The organism is Ignavibacteriales bacterium (assembly GCA_015709675.1).
Lineage (GTDB): Bacteria > Bacteroidota > Ignavibacteria > Ignavibacteriales > Ignavibacteriaceae > H2-BAC3.
This window is the reverse complement of record CP054182.1, coordinates 1,510,715-1,530,151: the sequence shown is the minus strand read 5'-3', so window position 1 is coordinate 1,530,151 and position 19,437 is coordinate 1,510,715. Positions and strand designations below refer to the sequence as shown.

Here is a 19,437-nt window from a genome sequence, read left to right as displayed (position 1 = left end):
TTCTTATTCTCCGAACCTGTACGCAAGACCGGTCTGTATGACTATATATGCCCGTGCATAGTATTTCGTGTTAATTCTGTTATAACGTGCATTCACATCCAGATCAAGCGAAGGGGAAAGATTCATCCTGAAACCTGCATAGGGGGAAATTCCCGGGTTGATATCAGTAGTCTCTGTAGTGAATTTGCCCAGCAGGCCGTAATCAATGGTCACTAAGTAGCGGTCAAAATAAACCCCTGCTTCAAGCCCGGCATAAGGGATAAAATCAAAAGAGGAAAAGTTAAATTTAACGCCGGCAAGAACCGGAATACCCGTATATCTGAACGTATATCCGGGCAGGTTATCCTTAAAACCAAGGGTGTAATAACCTGTGGTCAGAGAAAACTCAAGATCAACATTCAGGGGGTAATAAACCAGGTTAAGGGTTGAGCCGCCGCCTACTTCGGCAACATCCTCAAAATACCCTGCCGGAATCGCTGCCGCCAGCTGCATGGATCCGCGGAACTGGGCTAGAGCACTCCCTTGCAGTATGGAAAAAAGTGCGAAAAACAATAAAAATCGAAAAATTCTCACGAATGTTGGCCAGAGAAAAAAATTACCTGAAACAATGCCGGGGTGGCTGCCGGTTTGGTTTGAACTATTATGAATCATAACCGGAAAATAATCAAATTTGCCCTAAAATGAATGCGCCCTTCTTATTTTATGCGGAAGATACCGGATGAAAATAGCGGTCTATAAGGCAGTTCAGAACACAGGTTACGCAGTACCGGAAAAGGTGGTTTCCCAACGCTTTCTGTGTAACTTAAAATTGAGTCTGCTCATCCCCAAAGCAGTCACAGTAATTCCGGAATTACTTTGTCTCATCCTGGTGCTGGTCAGTTAATTGCATCTGACGGCTGGTCCTTAAAAGGCCGGGAGGGGGGGATACTCATTTACACAATCTACTTTAAACTATATCAAAATTCACAATTCACCATTCACCATTCACCATTCACAATTCACAATTCACAATTCATACTTCATACTTCATAATTCATAATTCTTATTTCAGGTATATCATTTTTCGCACTGCCGTTTTTCCTGAAGAGGTAAGTGAATAGAAATATATTCCTGAAGCAAGACCATACTTTTCTGCATCAAACAGGATTGAATGGCTGCCCGGTTCCAGTTCTTCATCAAGAAGCTCTGCTATTTTCCTGCCGAGCTGATCAAATATAATAAGTTCCGTAAATCCCCGCTTTTGCATAGTAAACGTAATCATCGTTTGAGAATTAAAGGGGTTGGGGAAGCTAACATTGAGCGTGAAAATCTCCGGCGGCTGCGCGGTATATACTTCTTCATTTTGTACAGGGGTTTCACCTCCGGTCTTTGTTTTAAGAATAGCACCATAGGAGCCCAGCACCCATCCGTTTTGAGCATCACTAAAATAGACCCGCGTGAATGTGTTGTTGATATTGGTTGGCAGTTCCTTCCAGGTCAGTCCCCCGTCATACGTTTTGAATACCTTGCCGTTACTGCCGGCCGTATATCCAAGATTGCGGTCAATAAACTGCACCGAATTAAGAAAGGGGATATTCAGCAGCGCAATTTGTGAAAAGTGCCCTCCGTCTATCGTCCTGAACACAACTCCATATTTACCGACAATCCAGCCATATTTCGGATCAGTAAAGTTCATTGCGCGCAAATCAAACACTTCCGGGAGTGATATATTTTCAAAACTGGTTGATTTATTCGAACGGTACACCCTGTAAAGTTTTCCGCCGTCACCTGCCAGAAAAATTGAAAGCCGCCAGGAGTAACCAAAGGTACGCAGAGTTTCAACCGTGCGTAATGATATACTATACCATGGATTATATCCAAAGTTATTAAGTGATTCAAAAACCATTCCCCCCTGTCCGCCGACTCTGCTGAAGAACTTTTCAATATCAATTGCGTAAAGGTCATTCGAAGTATACGTTTCAAGGTGACCGGTAATCCAGGTTTCTCCGCCGTTCATTGTATATTTATACGTTCCGTAATTACCCACTACCCACGCTCTTATTCCATCCAGAGAGTATATTTCATTGATACTTTGTGTGGTACCTGAGTTCTGCCTGACCCATGTATCTCCCCCATCCGTTGTGCGCATGATCAAACCGCGGGCACCCACAATCCAGCCGGTATCACGGCTGGTGAACCTGACAGAATGCAGATTCTCTGTTATGGTAGATGAACGTAATGTAAAAGTCGCGCAGGTATCGGCTGAAGAAAATATCAATCCGTTTTCTCCGAAGAAGAATACTTCATTATTTTCAAGAAGAACCGCGGACTGCACAGAGCTGCGGCTGCTTATGTTTTTTTCTTCCCAGCTCTGACCGCCGTTTTTAGATACCACCACCAGACCATTCACTCCTCCGCTGTAAAGCACATCCTCAGATGCCGGAAGTATATATTTCAGCAGAACGGATGCCGGGGTCTGATACGTTGTCCAGGTTTCTCCTTTATCTGCCGAGCGGTACACCCTTCCCGGAAATCCGGAGGCATATATAAAGTTTCCATTAGAACGGATACCGGTAATAAGCGAACCGGCTGAGGTGTGTACCGTTTGCCACTGCAGCCCCAAGTCAGTAGATTTTACTATAGTGCCGTTCTCACCCGCGGCAATGAGTGTTCCATCCGGCAGGTAAGTAATGGTTCTCAGGGACGGACTGCCGTTTATTCTGGAAACATTCCAGGTTAAACCACCGTCTGAGGTCAGCAGCAGCAGACCGTCAGTCCCCGTTGCTGCGCCGTTTTGCATATCGCGGAAACGCAGGCAGTATATATTGTCCGTCACACCGGAAGGCACAGCGATGAATGAAACCCCGCCGTCCGTGGTTTTGAACAGAACTCCTCCGTCACCGGCAAGCCATCCGTTCATCCGGTCAAAAAAGTACAATGAGTTAAAATTGAAGGTATGATTCAGATCGCGGAGAGCCCAGGTAACCCCCCTGTCTGAACTGAGCATAAAAAGACCCTGACTGCCAGCGGCAAACATAACCGAATCGGTATATATAGCATCGTTAACCGATTTACCGTTTGGGGCCGGATTTACCCACTCCCAGGCCTGCTGCGCATAAAACGCGGCATGGAACAGCAGCGCCAAAACCAGCACCGGAACAAGTTTCATAGTCCCTCTGATTTTTTTGAAAATCAATATAAGAAATACCTGCTTTATTCAAAAAGACCTGGAAAATGGCCCGGCTGTCAGCCTGGTTTTACGTCACGGAGCCGGGCATTGGCTGATTGACCGCACGGTGTCTGCATACACCCCGCGTAAAACTCAGGCCTTCCGCCGGGCAGGATACTTATTTTTTTGACTTTGACAGCCGTCACACGTATATTGAGGATTCATAAAAATCCGGATTTCCGATGAATCAGAATGAAAACTTTTTACAGTACGTTCCCATCTTCGCTGAACTGGCGGATGAAGCCCTGGAAATGATTTCCAAACTGGGCAAAACCCGTACCTTCGAAAAAGATGAAGCTATTCTCATGGAGAATGAGTCCGGGACTGCTCTTTTTGTTATCATTTCGGGCAAGGTAAAAGTCTTCCGGGTCAGTGAGGACGGAAGGGAGGTTATCCTTTCCATCATGTCAGAAACCGATTTCTTCGGGGAAATGGCCATTCTGGACGGACTCAACCGTTCTGCCAACGTGACCGCTCTTGAACGGTCAGAGATTTTTATCATTCAGCGCAAGGATTTTTTAGACCTTCTCTATGCACATCCGGAAGTCTGCATTTCCCTGCTTCAGGAACTTACCAAACGGCTCCGCTCCGCGGATATGAAGATAAAATCCCTCTCGCTTAAAGACGCGGAAGGAAAAGTTGCCACGGTAATTATTCAGCTTGCTGATGACATAGGTAAAATCCATAAGGGCGTTGTTGAAATAGAAAAACTCCCCTATCAGCATGACCTGGCAAATATGGCAGGCACTTCGCGCGAAACCATTTCACGCTCACTGCACTCTTTTGCCAAACGCGGACTCATCAAACTTGAAGGGAGCAAACTGATTATCAGTGACTATGAGAAGTTCAAAGAAATGTTCCAGTAAGAATGTCCGGCAGGGTTGATTTTCACTTACATACCACAGCATCAGACGGTTTTTACTCCCCGCAAGAGATTATAGAAAAAGCCGCCCGCGCCGGTTTTCAGGCAATCAGTATTACCGACCATGATACACTTGAGGGTTACAAGGCAGCCCTCCCTTTCGCGAAAAAAATGAACATTGAACTTATTCCGGGTGTTGAGCTCAGTTCCGAGTATCAGGGGAAAGAAGTTCATATCCTCGCTTATTTTATTGACCCGGAAAACGCTGAGTTTCAGGCAGCACTGGATTTTTTTACCAAGGAGCGGTACTACCGTGCCGAGAGGATTATAAAAAAACTAAACGGAATGGGCTTTGACCTCAGCATTAATGAAATAGCTGACCTCTACCCGGGACTCCCCATCGGAAGGCCGCATATTGCCGATCTGATGATAAGAAAGGAATATGTAAAAACGTTCGGAGAAGCATTCTATCAGTATCTCGGGAATAATTCACCCGCTTATGAGAAAAAGGTGTATATATCCCCCGAAAGCGCTTTCAGACTAATAGCCGCTGCTTCCGGACTTTCCTTTATAGCTCATCCCGGTAATATGCCGGAAGAGGTGCTTAAGGGGCTGATTGACGCCGGCTGTGACGGCGTTGAGGTGATGCATCCCTCGCTGAATAACTCGCAGATTAAATTTTTACATGAATTAACGAACAACTATTTTCTTCTCCGTTCCGGCGGTTCCGATTTCCACGGCGGAAAAAAGAAGGATGATGAAAATTTCGGACGGTTTTATATGCGGTACGATGAAGTGCGCGCCATGAAAAGCCGGTTAACTAATATTGTTGCATAACCAGACAGCAGAAAGAAGTATATATGAATCTCATAGAAGGTAAATTATCAGCAGAAGGACTCAGGATTGCCATTGTAGCAAGCCGTTTTAATGAATTCATCACGTCACGCCTCTCATCAGGCGCGTATGACTGCCTTATAAGACATGGCTGCGATGATGAGGATATTACTAAAGTATGGGTGCCCGGTTCTTATGAAATTCCCCTTGTGGCTGAAAAATTAGCCGCATCGAAAAAATATGATGCTGTGATCTGCCTCGGTGCGGTAATCCGCGGAGCAACACCACACTTTGATTATGTTGCGGCAGAAGTATCAAAAGGAGTGGCTGCTGTTTCGATGAATCATAAGCTCCCTGTTATATTCGGCGTGCTGACTACCGATACCATCGAGCAGGCAATTGAACGCGCGGGTACCAAATCCGGCAACAAAGGATGGGATGCAGCTCTCTCCGCAATTGAAATGGCAAACCTGTTTAAACAACTGTAAAAACAGTTAAGAAGTGAGAGGTGAAAAGTGAAACACAATCACTATTCACCTCATCCTCCTGAATTATATACCCGGTTCTCCATTTTTCATTCTTCATTTTTCATTCTTCATTAATCATTCTTAATTTATTAAACTCTTTACCGTTAAACCAGAGATGCAGTTTTTCTGACTGACTGATATCTCCGCTGATATATGCAATTGAAACGGGATACGCGTTGGTTATCTTCGTTTCAACCTTCACGGAATACCCGTTATAATTAAAGATGAAGTCCTCATTGCCGGGAAGAAGTTTAGACCCGGCTCCTTCCTGCAGGAACCTGCCTCCGTAAAGAATAAGACTAAAGCCTGAGGAATCAGCAGAAAGAAGCTGAATCTCAGGGCTGCTTCCGGTCAGTTCAGCTCTGAGCGGAGAATAAATTTCCGCAGAGCCCGCGCCGCTGTAATATTCAAATACCTCTTTCTGCCCCAGTTTCATTACGGGAATTCTGTTTAACTTATCAGGCACACCCCACAGAACCAAAGGTTTCTCTTTTACAAACCGGCTGTTGGCCGAGATGTTTACTCCGATCTGCTCCATCAGTTCTGCCGCTTCATTCCATTTGTGTGAGATAAAAATATTATGCGAGGCAAGAACCAGCAGAATGATAACCGCGGGGGGCAGCACCTTCCCCGGCTGTTTCAGTCCTTCGTAGATTCTGGTCAGTATCCACGAAAGAATAAGTATCACACCGAATGATGCTGTGAATACATACCACCGCATATATACCGGCAGCACCGGGATCAGGAACAGGATAAACCACCCTGCTCCGGTCAGATATATAAGTCTTGCCCGCTGATCGCTTCCCGTTTTCCTGATTCCGTAATACATGATACCGGCCAGAAACATCATCATCAGCACCGCAGGCACATACCCGGCATAGCCCCACTCCATGATAAATGAAAACTGATCAGGACCGGCAAAGACCGTCGGGATATATAAGATAAAATTACGGAGCAAATGAAGCACACCGGTGTTGGAAAGATGCTCCGCCGCAAAAAGGTTGCTTCCAATGACAAACGCACGGTAACTCAGCAGGGCACCGGTCAGAACTGCAAATACCCCGGTGAGAGCAAGGTAGCGGCTGACCGAAGATTTTTCTGCTCCTGATCCCAGCCACATCAGCGCGGGGAGAAGCAAGACAGAGAACGCAAGCTCTTTTGATAACAGCGCTCCGGTCATCATCAATGAAGACAATATCAGATATTTCCTGTTCCCGGTCTTTGCATAGCTGTCCGATGTCAGATAAACTAATCCGGTAAAAAAGAAAACAAGCAGTTCTACCTGATCCGCAATCCACAGCGCGGGCAGCTCCCTTGACGGAAGAACCGCAAATAACGAGGAAGTAATCAGAGCCGCCGCAGGAGATTTACTCAGCCGGAAAGCCGTCAGATAGACAACCAGGAGGACGCCAAGAAACAGAACCAATCCGGCCGCATGAAAAGCGAACGGATTATGCCCGAAAAAGAATAGTACTATATTATAGAGTATTCTGATCAGAGGCCTCCAGTAAACACCCCAAACGTGACCGGTTACAAGGGGGGAGAATATCTCACCAATACTCTCCGGAATGCTCCTCCCGATAATCTGAAAGTCATCATTCAGAAACCCCGTTTTCAGTCCAGCCCCCCAGTTCAGGAGTACCAGCGCTGCCAGAAATATAAGATGCTTTACAGGAATCTTATGCAATGAATTTTGCCCTTACAATGGGTAGAGATTACACATAACTTTAATAATTTAGCAGGATAAATAATAAAAAAAACCGGCTCATGAAAGAAAAAGCAGGAATCTCACTGCTCATTGCAAAAATTTGTCTTACATTTACCATTCTGACCGCGGCACCTCTGACGGGGCAGGAGTTTTATAACTGGAAAAACTATTCCGATAAAAAAGTGGTCCGTAGTGCGGGGGTATCGGGTGATCTGATCTGGGCGGCCACCTCAGGAGGCCTTTTTTATTACAATACGGTTACTACCTCGTTTTTTACCCTTGATAAGGCAGACGGACTGAGCGGTTCAAATCTGAATTCCCTGGCAATAGATGCAGATGGAAAAGTCTGGATGGGCTCACTCACAGGAATCCTGGAGATATACAATCCCGCCACAAAAACCACCAAGCGGATTTCCGATATTGCCAATTCTAATTTTCCCAACAAACGGATTAACTCGATTACCGTAAGAGGTGATACGGTTTTCGTAAGCACGGAATTCGGCCTTTCACTTATTGATGCCCGGAATTACGTGTTTTTTGATACCTTCTTCAAGTTCGCCTCACTGAACGCGAATAGCAGGATATACAGTTCCTACCGGGATAGTCTTATCTACGCCGGTTCAGATTTTGGTCTGATCGGACAAAAGCCCGGCAGCACCAATCTGGCCGCGCCATCTTCCTGGAGTGTATATACAACCGCGGACGGGCTGCAGTCCAATAATGTTTATAAAGCCGGTTCTTATCAGGGCAGGCTTATCGTCTCAACATCCCGCGGATTCTCCGTAAGAAACGGTGCCGCGTGGAGCTCCCTTATCCCTTCTCTGAACACCACTCCGGTTACTGATTTTGCAGTCAGGGGCGATTCCCTCTTTTATATAGCGGCAAACTCCCTCTGGCTCTATAACGGCAGTACAAGTACTGAAATCTATTCACCATCCCCTGGCACACTCAGTTCGTTAACCTTATCGGTTTCAGGTGATATAGTGCTCACCAGCGACAGAGGTGTTATACTTATTACCGCCACCCGGACGGTTACAGGAATATATCCGCCGGGACCCGGCTCAAATCAGTTTCTGGATCTTGCGGTTGACAACAACGGTACTCTTTGGGCTGCAACCGGACGCGATATTACCGGCAAAGGTTTATACCGGTTTGACGGATTCAGTTGGAGCATCCTCGATCTTTCCGCCGATCCTTCAATTGGCAGTAATTCCTATTTCTCCGTCACCACCGGTTCAGACAACACTCTCTACGCAGGCAACTGGGGCAAAGGTTTTCTCAGGATAAAACCGGACGGAACACGGACCTTGTTTAATGCACAGACTACCCCAATCAGAGGCATCGCAAACGATGTAGACTTTATCGTAATTCCCGCTGTAAAGCAGGACTCACGGGGAAATCTCTGGGTTTTAAACCATGATGCGGCTGACCGGAAAATTCTTTCTGCTCTTACTCCTGACAGTACCTGGCATCAGTACGCAAACCCTGCCGACTCTTCTATTTCACAGTATATGAGCATGGTCATTGACCGGAACGATACCAAGTGGTATATATCCGCGGATGCACAGAAAAGCGGGCTCTTTTTCTTTAACGAGAACAAAACGTTCGGAGTAAAATCCGATGATAAATACGGCTATGCTTCATCCGCTTCTGAACTGCAGGGTAAAACCATTAACGCAATGGCAATAGACCGCCGCGGTGAAATATGGCTCGGAACTAATCTCGGAACCTTTGTGATTGCAAATCCATCAACGGTACTTAACACTAATTCCACAGTACGTGTAACATCACTCTTCTCTCTGAGACAGTATACGGTTACCGCCATTGCGGTTGACCCGATCAACAGAAAATGGATCGGCACAAACAACCAGGGCGTTCTGGTTTTCTCCCCTGACGGATCAACACTCATTGCCGCGTTTGACAGCCGTAACAGTCCGCTGCTTTCAGATGCTGTTCAAAGCATTGCATTTGATGAACGGACCGGAACCGCATATATAGGCACTGATGCCGGGCTCACCTCCGTTGCAACCCTGGCAGCAAAACCGGAGCGTGATCTGAGCGGTCTGACGGTATATCCGAGCCCGTTTCTGCTGGGAACACCGGGCAAAACACTTACCATTGACGGACTGGTGCAGGATGCTGAAATTAAAATAATAGATATCAGCGGCAATGTCATCCGTGAATTCTCCTCCCCTGGGGGCAGAATAGCCCAGTGGGACGGCAGGGATAAGAGCGGCGCACTCGTAAACTCCGGTGTATATATCATCACCGCATCGGATCAGGAGGGCAACACGGTGGGTTCAGTAAAAGCAGCAGTCGTCCGAAAATAAATGGTTGATCTGATTGATGTTTCCCTGCAGTTTGGAGGCAGGTATCTTTTTCGCGATGTAAATCTTAAAATCAATTCCGGAGATAAACTCTCTCTGGTCGGCGCGAACGGCACCGGCAAAACCTCTCTGCTGAGGATGCTGAACGGAAGTCTTCAGCCGGAAAAGGGAAATATATACAAGCAGCGCAGGCTGAGCATCGGCTATCTTCCTCAGGAAAATGTAACACACAGCGGCAAGACCGTTCTTGAAGAAGCATCATCAGCATTCCCCGGCATTCTTGCGCAGAGGGAAAAGGAAACGGAAATTACCCGCCTGCTTGAAACCGTTACTGATGAAGCTCAGCGTGATGAACTGATTTATGCTCTCGGTGATGTTCACCAGAAACTGCAGGAATATGACTCCTACTCCCTTGAAGCACGGGTAAGTAAAGTCCTCCGGGGACTTGGATTTGAGGAAGAAGACCTGGTCCGCATGACGGATGAGTTTTCAGGCGGCTGGCAGATGCGTCTGGCGCTTGCAAAGATTCTCATAGCCGAAAGCGATCTGATCATGCTTGATGAGCCTACCAACCATCTTGATATTGATTCGCTTGAGTGGCTGACCTCGTTTTTACAGGGCTACAAGGGTTCACTCCTTATTGTTTCACACGATAAAACCTTTATTGATAATGTAACCGATAAAACTCTTGAGATATATCTTGGCAAGTTCAACATATTTAACGGCAAATATGATGACTATCTGAAATTTAAGGAAGAGCGCGACCGCCAGACCGAAGCGCTCTACGAAACCCAGCAGAAAAAGATAAAAGAGACTGAACGCTTTATTGAACGGTTCAGATACAAGGCATCCAAAGCACGCCAGGTGCAGAGCCGCGTTAAACAGCTCGAAAAAGTTGAGCTGATCGAACTTCCCGAATATACATCAGAAATTAATCTCCGCTTTCCTCCGGCTCCGCCATCAGGAAGGACTGTTATGACGCTCAGCAAGGTGCATAAATACTACGGAGAAAAACAGATATTCAGGGATCTTGATTTCGAGATCATGAAAGGGGATAAAATTGCTTTTGTCGGGCCAAACGGCGCAGGTAAAACCACGTTGGCTAAAATTCTGGCCGGAGTAACTGATATATCACACGGGCAGGTAATAACCGGACACAACGTAATGACCGCGTACTACGCTCAGGATGTTACAGCAAGTCTCGATCCCGATATTGATATCCTTGAAACCATTGCGCAGGTTTCAGAGAATACAACTGTTCCCTATCTTCGCGGTCTGCTTGGCTCATTTCTGTTTACGGGTGATGATGTGTTTAAAAAAGTGGGAGTGCTTTCAGGAGGAGAAAAAAGCAGAGTCTGCCTGGCGAAAATACTCTCAGCGAAGTTTAATTTTATTATTCTTGATGAGCCGACTAACCATCTTGATATATCCTCAAAGAAGATTTTGCAGAAAGCACTTTCTGATTTTGAAGGCTCGCTGGTTCTGGTTTCTCATGATGTGGATTTTCTTCGTCCTATTGTCAATAAAGTAGTGCGCATTGAACGGGGACTCTTCCGCCAGTATGAGGATGGAATTGATTATTATCTGTTGAAACGCAATCAGGAATCTGCAGCAGTGCAGCAGACTGCCGCACAGGCAAAAAAATCAGCAGCGGACACAACCCGCAAAGACATCAAGCGCCTTGAAGCAGAACTCCGGCAGGAAAAGTATAACCGGACCAAAGACCTGAGAAAGAAACTTGAGAAATCCGAATCTGAAATCGCTCTGCTTGAAGGAAAACAGAAATCAATTGAAGACCGGCTTGCTGACCCCACACTTTATCAGAGACCGGATGAACTGAAAGCCGCTAATGCTGAGTATAAAGAAATAAAAGAGAAACTGGCAAAAGTATATGGTGACTGGGAAACCGTCAGCATTAAACTGGACGAAATTGACAGGGAGTTTGAGGAGCGCGGCTCCTCTCTTGCTGCAGGCTAATACATAAAAAAAGCCGGGCCAGAGCAGCCCGGCTTTCAGATGATAATTCGAATTTCTATCTTACTACCGCCATTTTACGGCTAAGCAATGTATTCCCCCCGTATCTGAGAACATACATATATATTCCGCTTGGCAGGCCTGATGCATCTGCTTTTATCTTATGTCTTCCTGCGTCATATTCACCTGAAGCAATTACTGCAATTTTTTCTCCGCTCACAGAGAATATCTCCAGCGAAATGAACGATCGTTCAGGCAGCGCAAATCCTATGACTGTTTCGGGGTTAAAGGGATTGGGATAATTCTGATCAAGTGAATACCTCACCGGTATATTATTAAACCTGACCAAAACTGCAGAGGAATATTCATAACTGCCGTCAGTGTCAATTTGCTTCAGACGGTACTGATAGAATCCGGTTTTCATATTTTTATCTGCAAATGAATAACTGCGTGGTGAATTGCAGTTCCCGTTTCCGCCGACAAATCCGGCGGATTCCCAGATTTCTGTCGGATTATCAAACTCACCGGATTCTGAAAAGATTCTTTCTATCTCAAAGCCATAATTATCAACCTCTGTTGCGGTCATCCAGGAAAGTATGATATCATCTCCGTTTGCCCGGGCTGAAAAAGAAACCAGCTCAACAGGGAGCGGTGATCCGCCCGGATTCTCCCAGTCAAGATAGGGGTAACCGTCGTTTCTTGAATCCATGTTCCAGATTTCCGGGCTCCAGTCCGCATTCAAAAATGTTGACTGCGTTTTCATATCTGCGGTCAGCAGTCCGGTTCCGGCAGCACTGGAAGTCTGTCCTGATGTGGTTTTGTCCCAAAAACAATTGGATACCGTGCTTGTATTGTCTCTCACAAAACCGGCAGGTGTTGTGCCGGAAACAGCCCCGGTGCTATAGCAATTGGAAAGCGTCGTCCTGTTTGCATCAACGAATCCGGATGCATCAAGACCATTCACACTGCCGCGGCTATAACAATTTGTTATAGATCCAGCAAGGTTGGCTCCTGCAAATCCGCCTGTATATACTTTGCCGGAAACGGGTCCTGTGGAATAACACTGACTGATGCTGCCGCTATTATTGTTCCCTATAAACCCTCCGGCATATGAACTGTTACTTCCGGCATACGCACCCTGAACGGTTGCACTGCTGTATGAATTTGTGACCGAACAACTTCCATAGTAGTTTTCCCCGATCAAACCTCCGGCCTTATCATATTCACATCTGACCAGACCTGTTGAGAAACAATTCTGCACCGTCATATCACTGCCATATCCAACGAGCGCTCCGGTTGTTCCCTTTCCATAAGAGTAAATACTTTCCAATCCAAGATTTTTGATAGTACCTCCGCTGACTATCCCGAACATTCCTATGTTATAGCTGCTGCTTCTGTTAATGGTAAGATTCGATATAGTGAATCCCTGACCGTCATATATGCCGGTGAAATATGGATAACTGTTTCCAATCGGTAAAAATCCTTCTCCCCCATTCCAGCCTGATGTTACAGATGCATCTATATTCGCCGTCTGTTCATAGGAATAACTCCACCCGCTTGAATTAGTGCTTATCCAGAGAAGGTGGCTTAATGTGGATACTTCTTTTTTGCCGTCACTGTCGGTATCAACCGGTTCGGTCTGGCTGTGTATATACGCGGGGAGTAAAACAATAAGGATACAAAAAAACAGCAGTTTGTTCATGACGCTGGTTCCTTTAAAATGGTGGGCAATGTGATGTGATCTGACAGCAATTTCGGGGAGAGAAGAAAATGAAAAGATATCAGGAACAGTAAAGGAGAGGGGCTAAAGAGACAAAAAGAGCAGTATATATGAGTATCAGGGAGGCACAGACATTCATCCCCCTCTCTGGTGAGGCATATTATCAGAACATGCACATTGGGCAGGATTACTGCCATCAACCGGAGGAGAACACTCATGTTCTTCCCCGCAAATTCTCTGCTGACACCTGCTGAACCCTTACAAAAAATGTTTTGAACGGATTACGGAGGAAACTTACGCTATTTTCCGCCTAATGTCAAAGAAAAACAAACCTGCGGCAATACTGCCTTGATTTCTGCACCCCTTGCGCCCTTAATCAGGAGCCGGCCGGCAACGGTTAAACCTTTATCCCCAGAAACTCATGAGCAAGCGGAATGCCTCCAAGCAATGCCGCGTCATCACCCAGCGCAGAGTTTACCACTTTAACATGGCTCCCGAGAAATGGCAGCGAGTATTGCTTAAACGATTCACGGATCAGAGGCATCATAAATTTGTGTCCTGCTTCTATGGCTCCGCCGCCAAGAACGATCATTTCAAGATTCAGAAGATTGTTCAGATCGGCAAGAACTTTGCCTATAATATAGCATGCATTGGAAACATGTTTCACCGCCACTTTATCCTCTGCCTCAAGCGCCTGAGAGAGGATTTTGCTTTTGATCTGAATTCCGTCTTTTACCTGTTTGCTGAGCAGGCTTCGTTTTTTGTTCTTTTTGATATCGTTTACAATATCGCGTACCATGGCAGTGCGGCTCGCGAATGCTTCAAAACATCCCTTTTTGCCGCAGCCGCAGACCGGTCCTGTGACATCATACGTAATATGACCAATCTCCCCGGCAAAATTATGGGCTCCGCGATAAACCGAGCCGTTAAAGATCAGTCCGCCGCCTATTCCTGTACCCACATAAACCACCAGCACATTTTTCTTCCCTTTTGCTTTGTCAAAATGGAGCACCCCCAGAGCCGCCAGATTGACGTCATTTTCGATGATTACGGGAAGTTTTGTGTATTTTTGTAGTTCTTTTTTGATATGGTAATTCTTTAGTCCGAGATTCGGCGCCATTCCGATAACTCCTGACGGAGGATCAACAAAGCCAGGAACCCCAAGGCATATCGCCTTGATCTGAGATTCCTTTATGCCGTTTTCAGCTATCAGCTTCTGCACGGTCTCATGAAGAGCGAGAGGATAACCCGGTTTGCCCTTGGTAACTTTTGTGCTTTTTTTGGTTGTGGCGGCGATTCCTTCTTTGGAGTTTACTAAAGCACCAAGAATTTTGGTGCCTCCCATATCAATTGTAACAATATAGTCGCTCACGGTACCTCCGGTATCAGGTTTCTAAAAGGAGAAATATAATAGCTAAAAATATAAAAGTTGTCCCACTAAAAAAACTGGGGCAAAATTACCTCCGCGATACCGGTGTGCTCAAAAGAATTGCCGAGACCATCAGTCCCGCGCCGGATGACCTGTTGCTTGAAATTGGTCCGGGAACAGGGGCACTAACCTCTGCCCTCTATGGTTCAGTAAAGAAGTATATTGCCGTTGAACTTGACCGGAGAGTTATCGAGGAACTCAGAACTGCCTACCCTGATTTGCATCTGATTGAGGGTGATTTCGTGAAAATTAATCTGAGAGAACTCTTTGAGCAGTCAGGAAGTCAAAAGCTGAGAGTTGCGGGAAATATTCCCTACAACATTACTTCTCCTATCGTCTTCAGGCTGCTTGAGGAGAAGGATATTATTCTGCAGGCAACTCTCATGGTGCAGCTTGAGGTGGCGCAGAGAATCACCGCAAAGCCCGGCACCCGGAACTCCGGTATTTTCGGGATTATAACACAGACGTTCTGCGATGCAGCGTTCTGCTTTGAAGTTTCGCGTGATTGCTTTTATCCGAAACCGGAAGTAACCTCTGCCATTATTCAGCTTACCTTTGACGGAAGGAACAGTGATATAGATTTTGATTTCTACCGCCGGATGGTAAAAGCAGCGTTTTCAAAAAGAAGAAAACAGCTTCATAATTCTTTCAAAGGAACAGAATTTGAACTCAGTGATTTTTCAGATGCACCGGTAAAAATGTCTGACAGGCCGGAACAATTAACCATACAGGACTTTTTAAATCTCTATCATTTTTTCAGAATGAAAAAACAATTATAACTATGAGCGAAAAGATTAAAGAATTATTCAGGCCGCTTACCCCGACGGATATATCAGTCGTCTGGTTTTATCTTTTTCTTTCAGCATTAAACCTTATTTATCACAGCAGAGTAGATGAGTGGCTGATCCTCATCCTTGTTAACTTTGCCGTGATCGCTGCTGTTATATGGCTTGCGCATATACATTCGGCAAATAACTCCCTGATAATCAGACATATCCGGTACTGGTATCCCGCGCCGATGATCCTGCTGACCTTTAAGGAACTCTATCTGATGATCAAGCCGATTAGAGGCATTGACTATGATGATATCCTGATTCAGATCGACCGCTGGATGTTTGGCACCGACCCGACCCATGCTCTTTATGCAATTGCAACTCCCCTGCTGACTGAGTTTCTGCAGATTGTGTATGCAACATTTTACTTCCTGCCGATGATTCTTGCAGCGGAACTGATCCGGCGCGAGAGATATACCGAAGGGCAGTATGTAATCTTTGCTACCGTGTACGGATTCTTTATTTCGTATATTGGATATTTTCTCGTCCCGGCAATAGGACCACGGTTTACGCTTCATGTGTTTGAGACAACCAACAGCGAACTGCCGGGGCTGTTTCTTACGAACTTTTTACGGGAAATCATCAACACCGGCGAATCAGTCCCTGCCGGCACACTGAATCCGGCTGAAGTGGTTCAGCGGGATGTGTTTCCATCAGGGCATACTATGATGACAGCAATCGTCATGTATCTATCAGTAGTGTACCGCGCCAAAAGCAGAAATTTCCTGCTGGTCTGCGGAACCCTGCTCATCTTTTCAACGGTTTATCTGAGGTATCACTATGTTATTGATGTGATCGCCGGACTTGGCTTTATGGTCTTTTCCCTGATAACCGGTCATTATATTTTCAAATACTGGAATTCTTATACCAATGCAGACTATACCCGCTCATTCGGACAAAAAAACTGAAGTAAAGCGCATATTCGACTCCATAGCCGGAAGCTATGATTTTCTCAATCACCTGCTTTCTGCCGGAGTGGATTTCTACTGGCGAAGAAAAGCGCTTAAACTCACCGCTATGGGGAAAGATGCCATCCTGCTCGATGTCGCCTGCGGCACCGGTGACTTTGCCATCGAAGCACGCAAGCAGGGAGTTAAACATATATACGGCGCCGATTTCTCCGGGAATATGCTCCGCCACTTCAATAAAAAAAGCGACTGGATCATCGGAAAAAATGTTCAGCTCGCTGCCGAACATCTCCCCTTTACGGATGCATATTTTACCAATATTACAGTTGCATTCGGTGTGCGCAATTTTTATGATATACCGATGGCATTCAAAGAATTCGCAAGAGTAATTAAACAGGAAGGCAAGGTAACCATCCTTGAGTTCCGGATGCCTACAAATCCACTGATACGGATTTTATATAATGCCTATTTCAAGTACATACTTCCGCTTATCGGCAGAATGGTGTCCAAGGATAAATCCGCATACACCTATCTACCTGAATCTGTAGAAGATTTTGACAAGAATGTAGATCTGGTAAAACTGCTTAAAGAAGCCGGATTTAAGACCGCTGTCCGTCATAATCTTACCTTTGGTCTGGTACAAGTGGTGATTGGGGTGAGATAGCGAATATTACTTTCATCTGAAAATAACCAGCTTTAATCCATTCTCGCAGATACACGCCGCGGCGTGTATCTATAACTTTCCTGCCGCTAACAACTTTCATTAACTGAAATTTCATTTCTATGTAACACTGACAGGTTATCTTTAAGAGATTGAATTGCAAATGTGGAGAATTATCAGTGAAGACTAGTCTTATTATCGTGCTTATCCTTTTTACCATCTGCATCATCATTGGCATTCACGGTACGCTCAACCTGAAGAGTGTTACGGAGAAAAATGGCGATATTGTTCTTCAGTACTCAGACAAGGCATCTCCCGAACTGCTCCTCAAAGTTCCCGGTTATGCCATGCTTAACCGGAAGGTGAATACATATGTTTATAAGAGTTTTTACATCCGGGTTGGACTGCTGGTCTGGTTCGTGCTGTTGCTTGGGATGGACTATTTTGAAGTAAATATCTTCCTTTTCTATCTGCTGTTTCCGATAATTCTTATCTGGTTTATGCTCTGGATACTCTGGCTTTACCGGAGGATTGGAAAGCTGCAAAAACAAATGGCTGGTGATTTCACACCCAATGAAGAATCCTTGTTGAATAAATTAAAAAGAAAGGTTGGGTCTAAGTAATATCAGGGAATTTTTTCGCGGCTTGCATGAATTTTTCTTTTTCTTATTAATGATGTTTGCTTTATCTTTTCAATTCATGGGTCACCCGCTCTGCGGGTTCAGGGAGGAAACTGATTATGCTTTCTACTAACAGGTCACCGCTAACGCGGTTTATGTAAACCGTATAATCGATATAACCAAAAAATCATATTTCCCGGAGCCCCCTCTTTCTCCGTACAGAATACAACTTAATGCAGCGGCTTTATATTTCAATGAATTTTAACAAACACAAAATCCTCATTTGTCGGAGAGAGAGGGGGTTGGGGGTGAGTACTGTTCACGAAGCACAAAGTGAATTTATAAAACACGAGTGAATATGTTCACTAATCATACCAAACCACGGCTCGATCCAATAATCTGTTTTCGCCGCATTGCCATTGATAGGTCACCATAACGCGGCTCACCTCTCATATCCTCACTAAAACCTATACCCCGTCATGGTTTCCCGTGACTCTCCATCGGTGCTCAGGCCGGTGACAGTGCCGCCGGAGAAGAGTGATAATATTGTATTGCTCCCCTGCATACGAACCATGCCAAGCCCGTTCGCGAACCAGCCGAATGCACGGTAACTGGTTTTCGTTATTTCCCCTTCAGTATCAGGGACGCTTAACGTCAGATCATACTGTATCTTTTTTGCCGTGATGGTGGTATCACGTCCGTTCAGATTGAGCGCGAGTGGTTCTGCAAAAAGATAGCTTCCGTTAAAATCCACAAAGGAGATTGTCTGCACTACCAGGTCAACCAGGACTTTATATGCCGGCCAGAACCGGGGCCTGTCCAGCGGATATGATATAAATGTTATCTCATTATCAATATCAATCAGCGGACGGAGTGAATCGGGGATGAATGATGCAAGCGCCGATGTATCAACATAAATATATACACCCGCACCGGTTTTACGCAGATACAGGTCAGACACCGTAAGCAGACCGTCAAGATTCACAGAATCCCTTCTGTTCACATACGGGGTATTATAAAAAACTGAACTGCCGCCAGTTGTGATAATGCGGGTACCGGTTTGTCCCGCCGACCCGTCTGCTGACAGTGTATCAATCCGGTAATAAAATTTACTGCCTGATTGAAGAGGATAATCATATGTTTCAGCGGCCAGGGGCGGGGCGACAGTTTCTTCCTTACAGCCGGACGCGATTACCGCTGAAAGCAGTGCTATATATAAAAATTTACTTCGTAAGAATTTCATTAACGATTTTTTCCTTTAAACTCTGAAATGCATGGTAACGGTGGCTTATCCTGTTTTTTTCAGCCGGATCCATTTCCGCTGTGGTAATTGTATAGCCGTCCGGAAGAAAATATGGGTCATAACCGAATCCGTTATTACCGCGTGGTGCGGTTAAGATCCGGCCTTCCAGTTTTCCCTCAGAGGCAATCAGTCTGGCACCGTCATAAAAAACCGCGGCGCATATATACCGTCCTGTATGGGGTTCCGGGAACGCAGAAAGCTCCTCCTGAAGTTTTGCGTTATTCTTCCGGTCATCAGCATCCTTTCCGGCGTAGCGGGCTGAATACACACCGGGTCTCCCGTCAAGCTGGTCAAGCGCGATGCCTGAGTCATCCGCAATCGCCGGGAATCCGGTTTTACTATATACTGCCTTCGCCTTAATAACTGCATTCTCGCGGAATGTTGTTCCGGTCTCGGGGATATCCTTAATACCGGGAAAACGGTCAAGAGAGATCAGTTCAATCCGCTCATCCTGCATGATTGCCTGAATTTCCGCCAGTTTCTTTTTATTATTGGTTGCTATGACTATTTTCATGGTTATTGC

Annotated in this window: 16 protein-coding genes; 9 read left to right on the top strand and 7 right to left on the bottom strand. The window is 45.6% G+C overall.

The window, feature by feature from the left end:
- Nucleotides 1-3: 3 nt before the first annotated feature.
- Together HRU80_05660 and HRU80_05655 are read right to left on the bottom strand one after the other, a co-directional pair.
- A complete protein-coding gene (locus HRU80_05660) occupies nucleotides 4-492 on the bottom strand; it encodes a hypothetical protein (protein QOJ28388.1) in 489 nt (162 codons plus the stop codon).
- Between the two features lie 550 nt (nucleotides 493-1,042).
- Entirely contained in the window at nucleotides 1,043-3,148 is a 2,106-nt protein-coding gene (locus tag HRU80_05655) for a T9SS type A sorting domain-containing protein (GenBank protein QOJ28387.1), read from the bottom strand.
- Between the two features lie 242 nt (nucleotides 3,149-3,390).
- On the opposite strand from HRU80_05655, the gene HRU80_05650 reads away from it, so the two are divergent.
- The 3 genes from HRU80_05650 to HRU80_05640 are packed head-to-tail and all read left to right on the top strand — an operon-like array spanning nucleotide 3,391 to nucleotide 5,392.
- Nucleotides 3,391-4,074, top strand: coding sequence for a Crp/Fnr family transcriptional regulator (locus HRU80_05650; protein QOJ28386.1), 684 nt, complete (start codon nucleotides 3,391-3,393; stop codon nucleotides 4,072-4,074).
- A 2-nt stretch (nucleotides 4,075-4,076) separates the two neighbouring features.
- Complete coding sequence (locus HRU80_05645; protein ID QOJ28385.1) at nucleotides 4,077-4,907, top strand: PHP domain-containing protein; 831 nt, start codon at nucleotides 4,077-4,079, stop codon at nucleotides 4,905-4,907.
- A gap of 23 nt (nucleotides 4,908-4,930) precedes the next feature.
- Nucleotides 4,931-5,392: a 6,7-dimethyl-8-ribityllumazine synthase gene (locus HRU80_05640; protein QOJ28384.1), complete on the top strand. Its 462-nt coding sequence runs from the start codon at nucleotides 4,931-4,933 to the stop codon at nucleotides 5,390-5,392.
- 100 nt (nucleotides 5,393-5,492) lie between these two features.
- Here the strand turns inward: HRU80_05640 and HRU80_05635 are convergent, their stop codons facing one another.
- Complete coding sequence (locus HRU80_05635) at nucleotides 5,493-7,118, bottom strand: hypothetical protein (GenBank protein ID QOJ28383.1); 1,626 nt, start codon at nucleotides 7,116-7,118, stop codon at nucleotides 5,493-5,495.
- Nucleotides 7,119-7,198: 80 nt separating this feature from the next.
- On the opposite strand from HRU80_05635, the gene HRU80_05630 reads away from it, so the two are divergent.
- The gene (locus HRU80_05630) at nucleotides 7,199-9,469 is read left to right on the top strand and encodes a hypothetical protein (GenBank protein ID QOJ28382.1); all 2,271 of its coding nucleotides are present in this window, start codon (nucleotides 7,199-7,201) and stop codon (nucleotides 9,467-9,469) included.
- Nucleotides 9,470-11,443, top strand: coding sequence for an ABC-F family ATP-binding cassette domain-containing protein (locus HRU80_05625; GenBank protein QOJ28381.1), 1,974 nt, complete (start codon nucleotides 9,470-9,472; stop codon nucleotides 11,441-11,443).
- A gap of 55 nt (nucleotides 11,444-11,498) precedes the next feature.
- On the opposite strand, the gene HRU80_05620 is transcribed toward HRU80_05625, so the two are convergent.
- On the bottom strand, nucleotides 11,499-13,142 hold the full coding sequence (locus tag HRU80_05620) for a T9SS type A sorting domain-containing protein (GenBank protein QOJ28380.1): 1,644 nt from the start codon (nucleotides 13,140-13,142) through the stop codon (nucleotides 11,499-11,501).
- Nucleotides 13,143-13,557: 415 nt separating this feature from the next.
- Nucleotides 13,558-14,532: an ROK family protein gene (locus HRU80_05615; protein QOJ28379.1), complete on the bottom strand. Its 975-nt coding sequence runs from the start codon at nucleotides 14,530-14,532 to the stop codon at nucleotides 13,558-13,560.
- Nucleotides 14,533-14,567: 35 nt separating this feature from the next.
- On the opposite strand from HRU80_05615, the gene rsmA reads away from it, so the two are divergent.
- The 4 genes from rsmA to HRU80_05595 all read left to right on the top strand — a co-directional run bounded on the left by rsmA (nucleotide 14,568) and on the right by HRU80_05595 (nucleotide 17,614).
- Nucleotides 14,568-15,368: a ribosomal RNA small subunit methyltransferase A gene (rsmA, locus tag HRU80_05610; GenBank protein ID QOJ30465.1), complete on the top strand. Its 801-nt coding sequence runs from the start codon at nucleotides 14,568-14,570 to the stop codon at nucleotides 15,366-15,368.
- Between the two features lie 2 nt (nucleotides 15,369-15,370).
- On the top strand, nucleotides 15,371-16,330 hold the full coding sequence (locus HRU80_05605; GenBank protein ID QOJ28378.1) for a phosphatase PAP2 family protein: 960 nt from the start codon (nucleotides 15,371-15,373) through the stop codon (nucleotides 16,328-16,330).
- Entirely contained in the window at nucleotides 16,293-16,994 is a 702-nt protein-coding gene (ubiE, locus tag HRU80_05600; GenBank protein QOJ28377.1) for a bifunctional demethylmenaquinone methyltransferase/2-methoxy-6-polyprenyl-1,4-benzoquinol methylase UbiE, read from the top strand. The genes HRU80_05605 and ubiE overlap by 38 nt, the downstream gene beginning before the upstream one ends.
- Before the next feature lie 176 nt (nucleotides 16,995-17,170).
- Nucleotides 17,171-17,614, top strand: a complete 444-nt coding sequence (locus tag HRU80_05595) for a hypothetical protein (protein ID QOJ28376.1) — start codon at nucleotides 17,171-17,173, stop codon at nucleotides 17,612-17,614.
- 457 nt (nucleotides 17,615-18,071) lie between these two features.
- Here the strand turns inward: HRU80_05595 and HRU80_05590 are convergent, their stop codons facing one another.
- Together HRU80_05590 and rdgB are read right to left on the bottom strand one after the other, a co-directional pair.
- Nucleotides 18,072-18,854: a hypothetical protein gene (locus tag HRU80_05590; protein ID QOJ28375.1), complete on the bottom strand. Its 783-nt coding sequence runs from the start codon at nucleotides 18,852-18,854 to the stop codon at nucleotides 18,072-18,074.
- Nucleotides 18,835-19,428 carry an RdgB/HAM1 family non-canonical purine NTP pyrophosphatase gene (gene rdgB / locus HRU80_05585; protein QOJ28374.1) on the bottom strand — a complete coding sequence of 198 codons (594 nt, stop codon included), beginning with the start codon at nucleotides 19,426-19,428 and terminating at the stop codon, nucleotides 18,835-18,837. Before rdgB ends, HRU80_05590 begins: the two co-directional genes overlap by 20 nt.
- Nucleotides 19,429-19,437: the final 9 nt, after the last annotated feature.

Excerpts from the sequence above, each read along its gene's own strand:
- HRU80_05660 (QOJ28388.1), bottom strand. The coding sequence starts at position 492 with ATGCAGCTGGCGGCAGCGATTCCGGCAGGGTATTTTGAGGATGTTGCC.
- HRU80_05655 (QOJ28387.1), bottom strand. The coding sequence starts at position 3,148 with ATGAAACTTGTTCCGGTGCTGGTTTTGGCGCTGCTGTTCCATGCCGCG.
- HRU80_05650 (QOJ28386.1), top strand. The coding sequence starts at position 3,391 with ATGAATCAGAATGAAAACTTTTTACAGTACGTTCCCATCTTCGCTGAA.
- HRU80_05645 (QOJ28385.1), top strand. The coding sequence starts at position 4,077 with ATGTCCGGCAGGGTTGATTTTCACTTACATACCACAGCATCAGACGGT.
- HRU80_05640 (QOJ28384.1), top strand. The coding sequence starts at position 4,931 with ATGAATCTCATAGAAGGTAAATTATCAGCAGAAGGACTCAGGATTGCC.
- HRU80_05630 (QOJ28382.1), top strand. The coding sequence starts at position 7,199 with ATGAAAGAAAAAGCAGGAATCTCACTGCTCATTGCAAAAATTTGTCTT.
- HRU80_05625 (QOJ28381.1), top strand. The coding sequence starts at position 9,470 with ATGGTTGATCTGATTGATGTTTCCCTGCAGTTTGGAGGCAGGTATCTT.
- HRU80_05620 (QOJ28380.1), bottom strand. The coding sequence starts at position 13,142 with ATGAACAAACTGCTGTTTTTTTGTATCCTTATTGTTTTACTCCCCGCG.
- HRU80_05605 (QOJ28378.1), top strand. The coding sequence starts at position 15,371 with ATGAGCGAAAAGATTAAAGAATTATTCAGGCCGCTTACCCCGACGGAT.
- ubiE (QOJ28377.1), top strand. The coding sequence starts at position 16,293 with ATGCAGACTATACCCGCTCATTCGGACAAAAAAACTGAAGTAAAGCGC.
- HRU80_05590 (QOJ28375.1), bottom strand. The coding sequence starts at position 18,854 with ATGAAATTCTTACGAAGTAAATTTTTATATATAGCACTGCTTTCAGCG.
- rdgB (QOJ28374.1), bottom strand. The coding sequence starts at position 19,428 with ATGAAAATAGTCATAGCAACCAATAATAAAAAGAAACTGGCGGAAATT.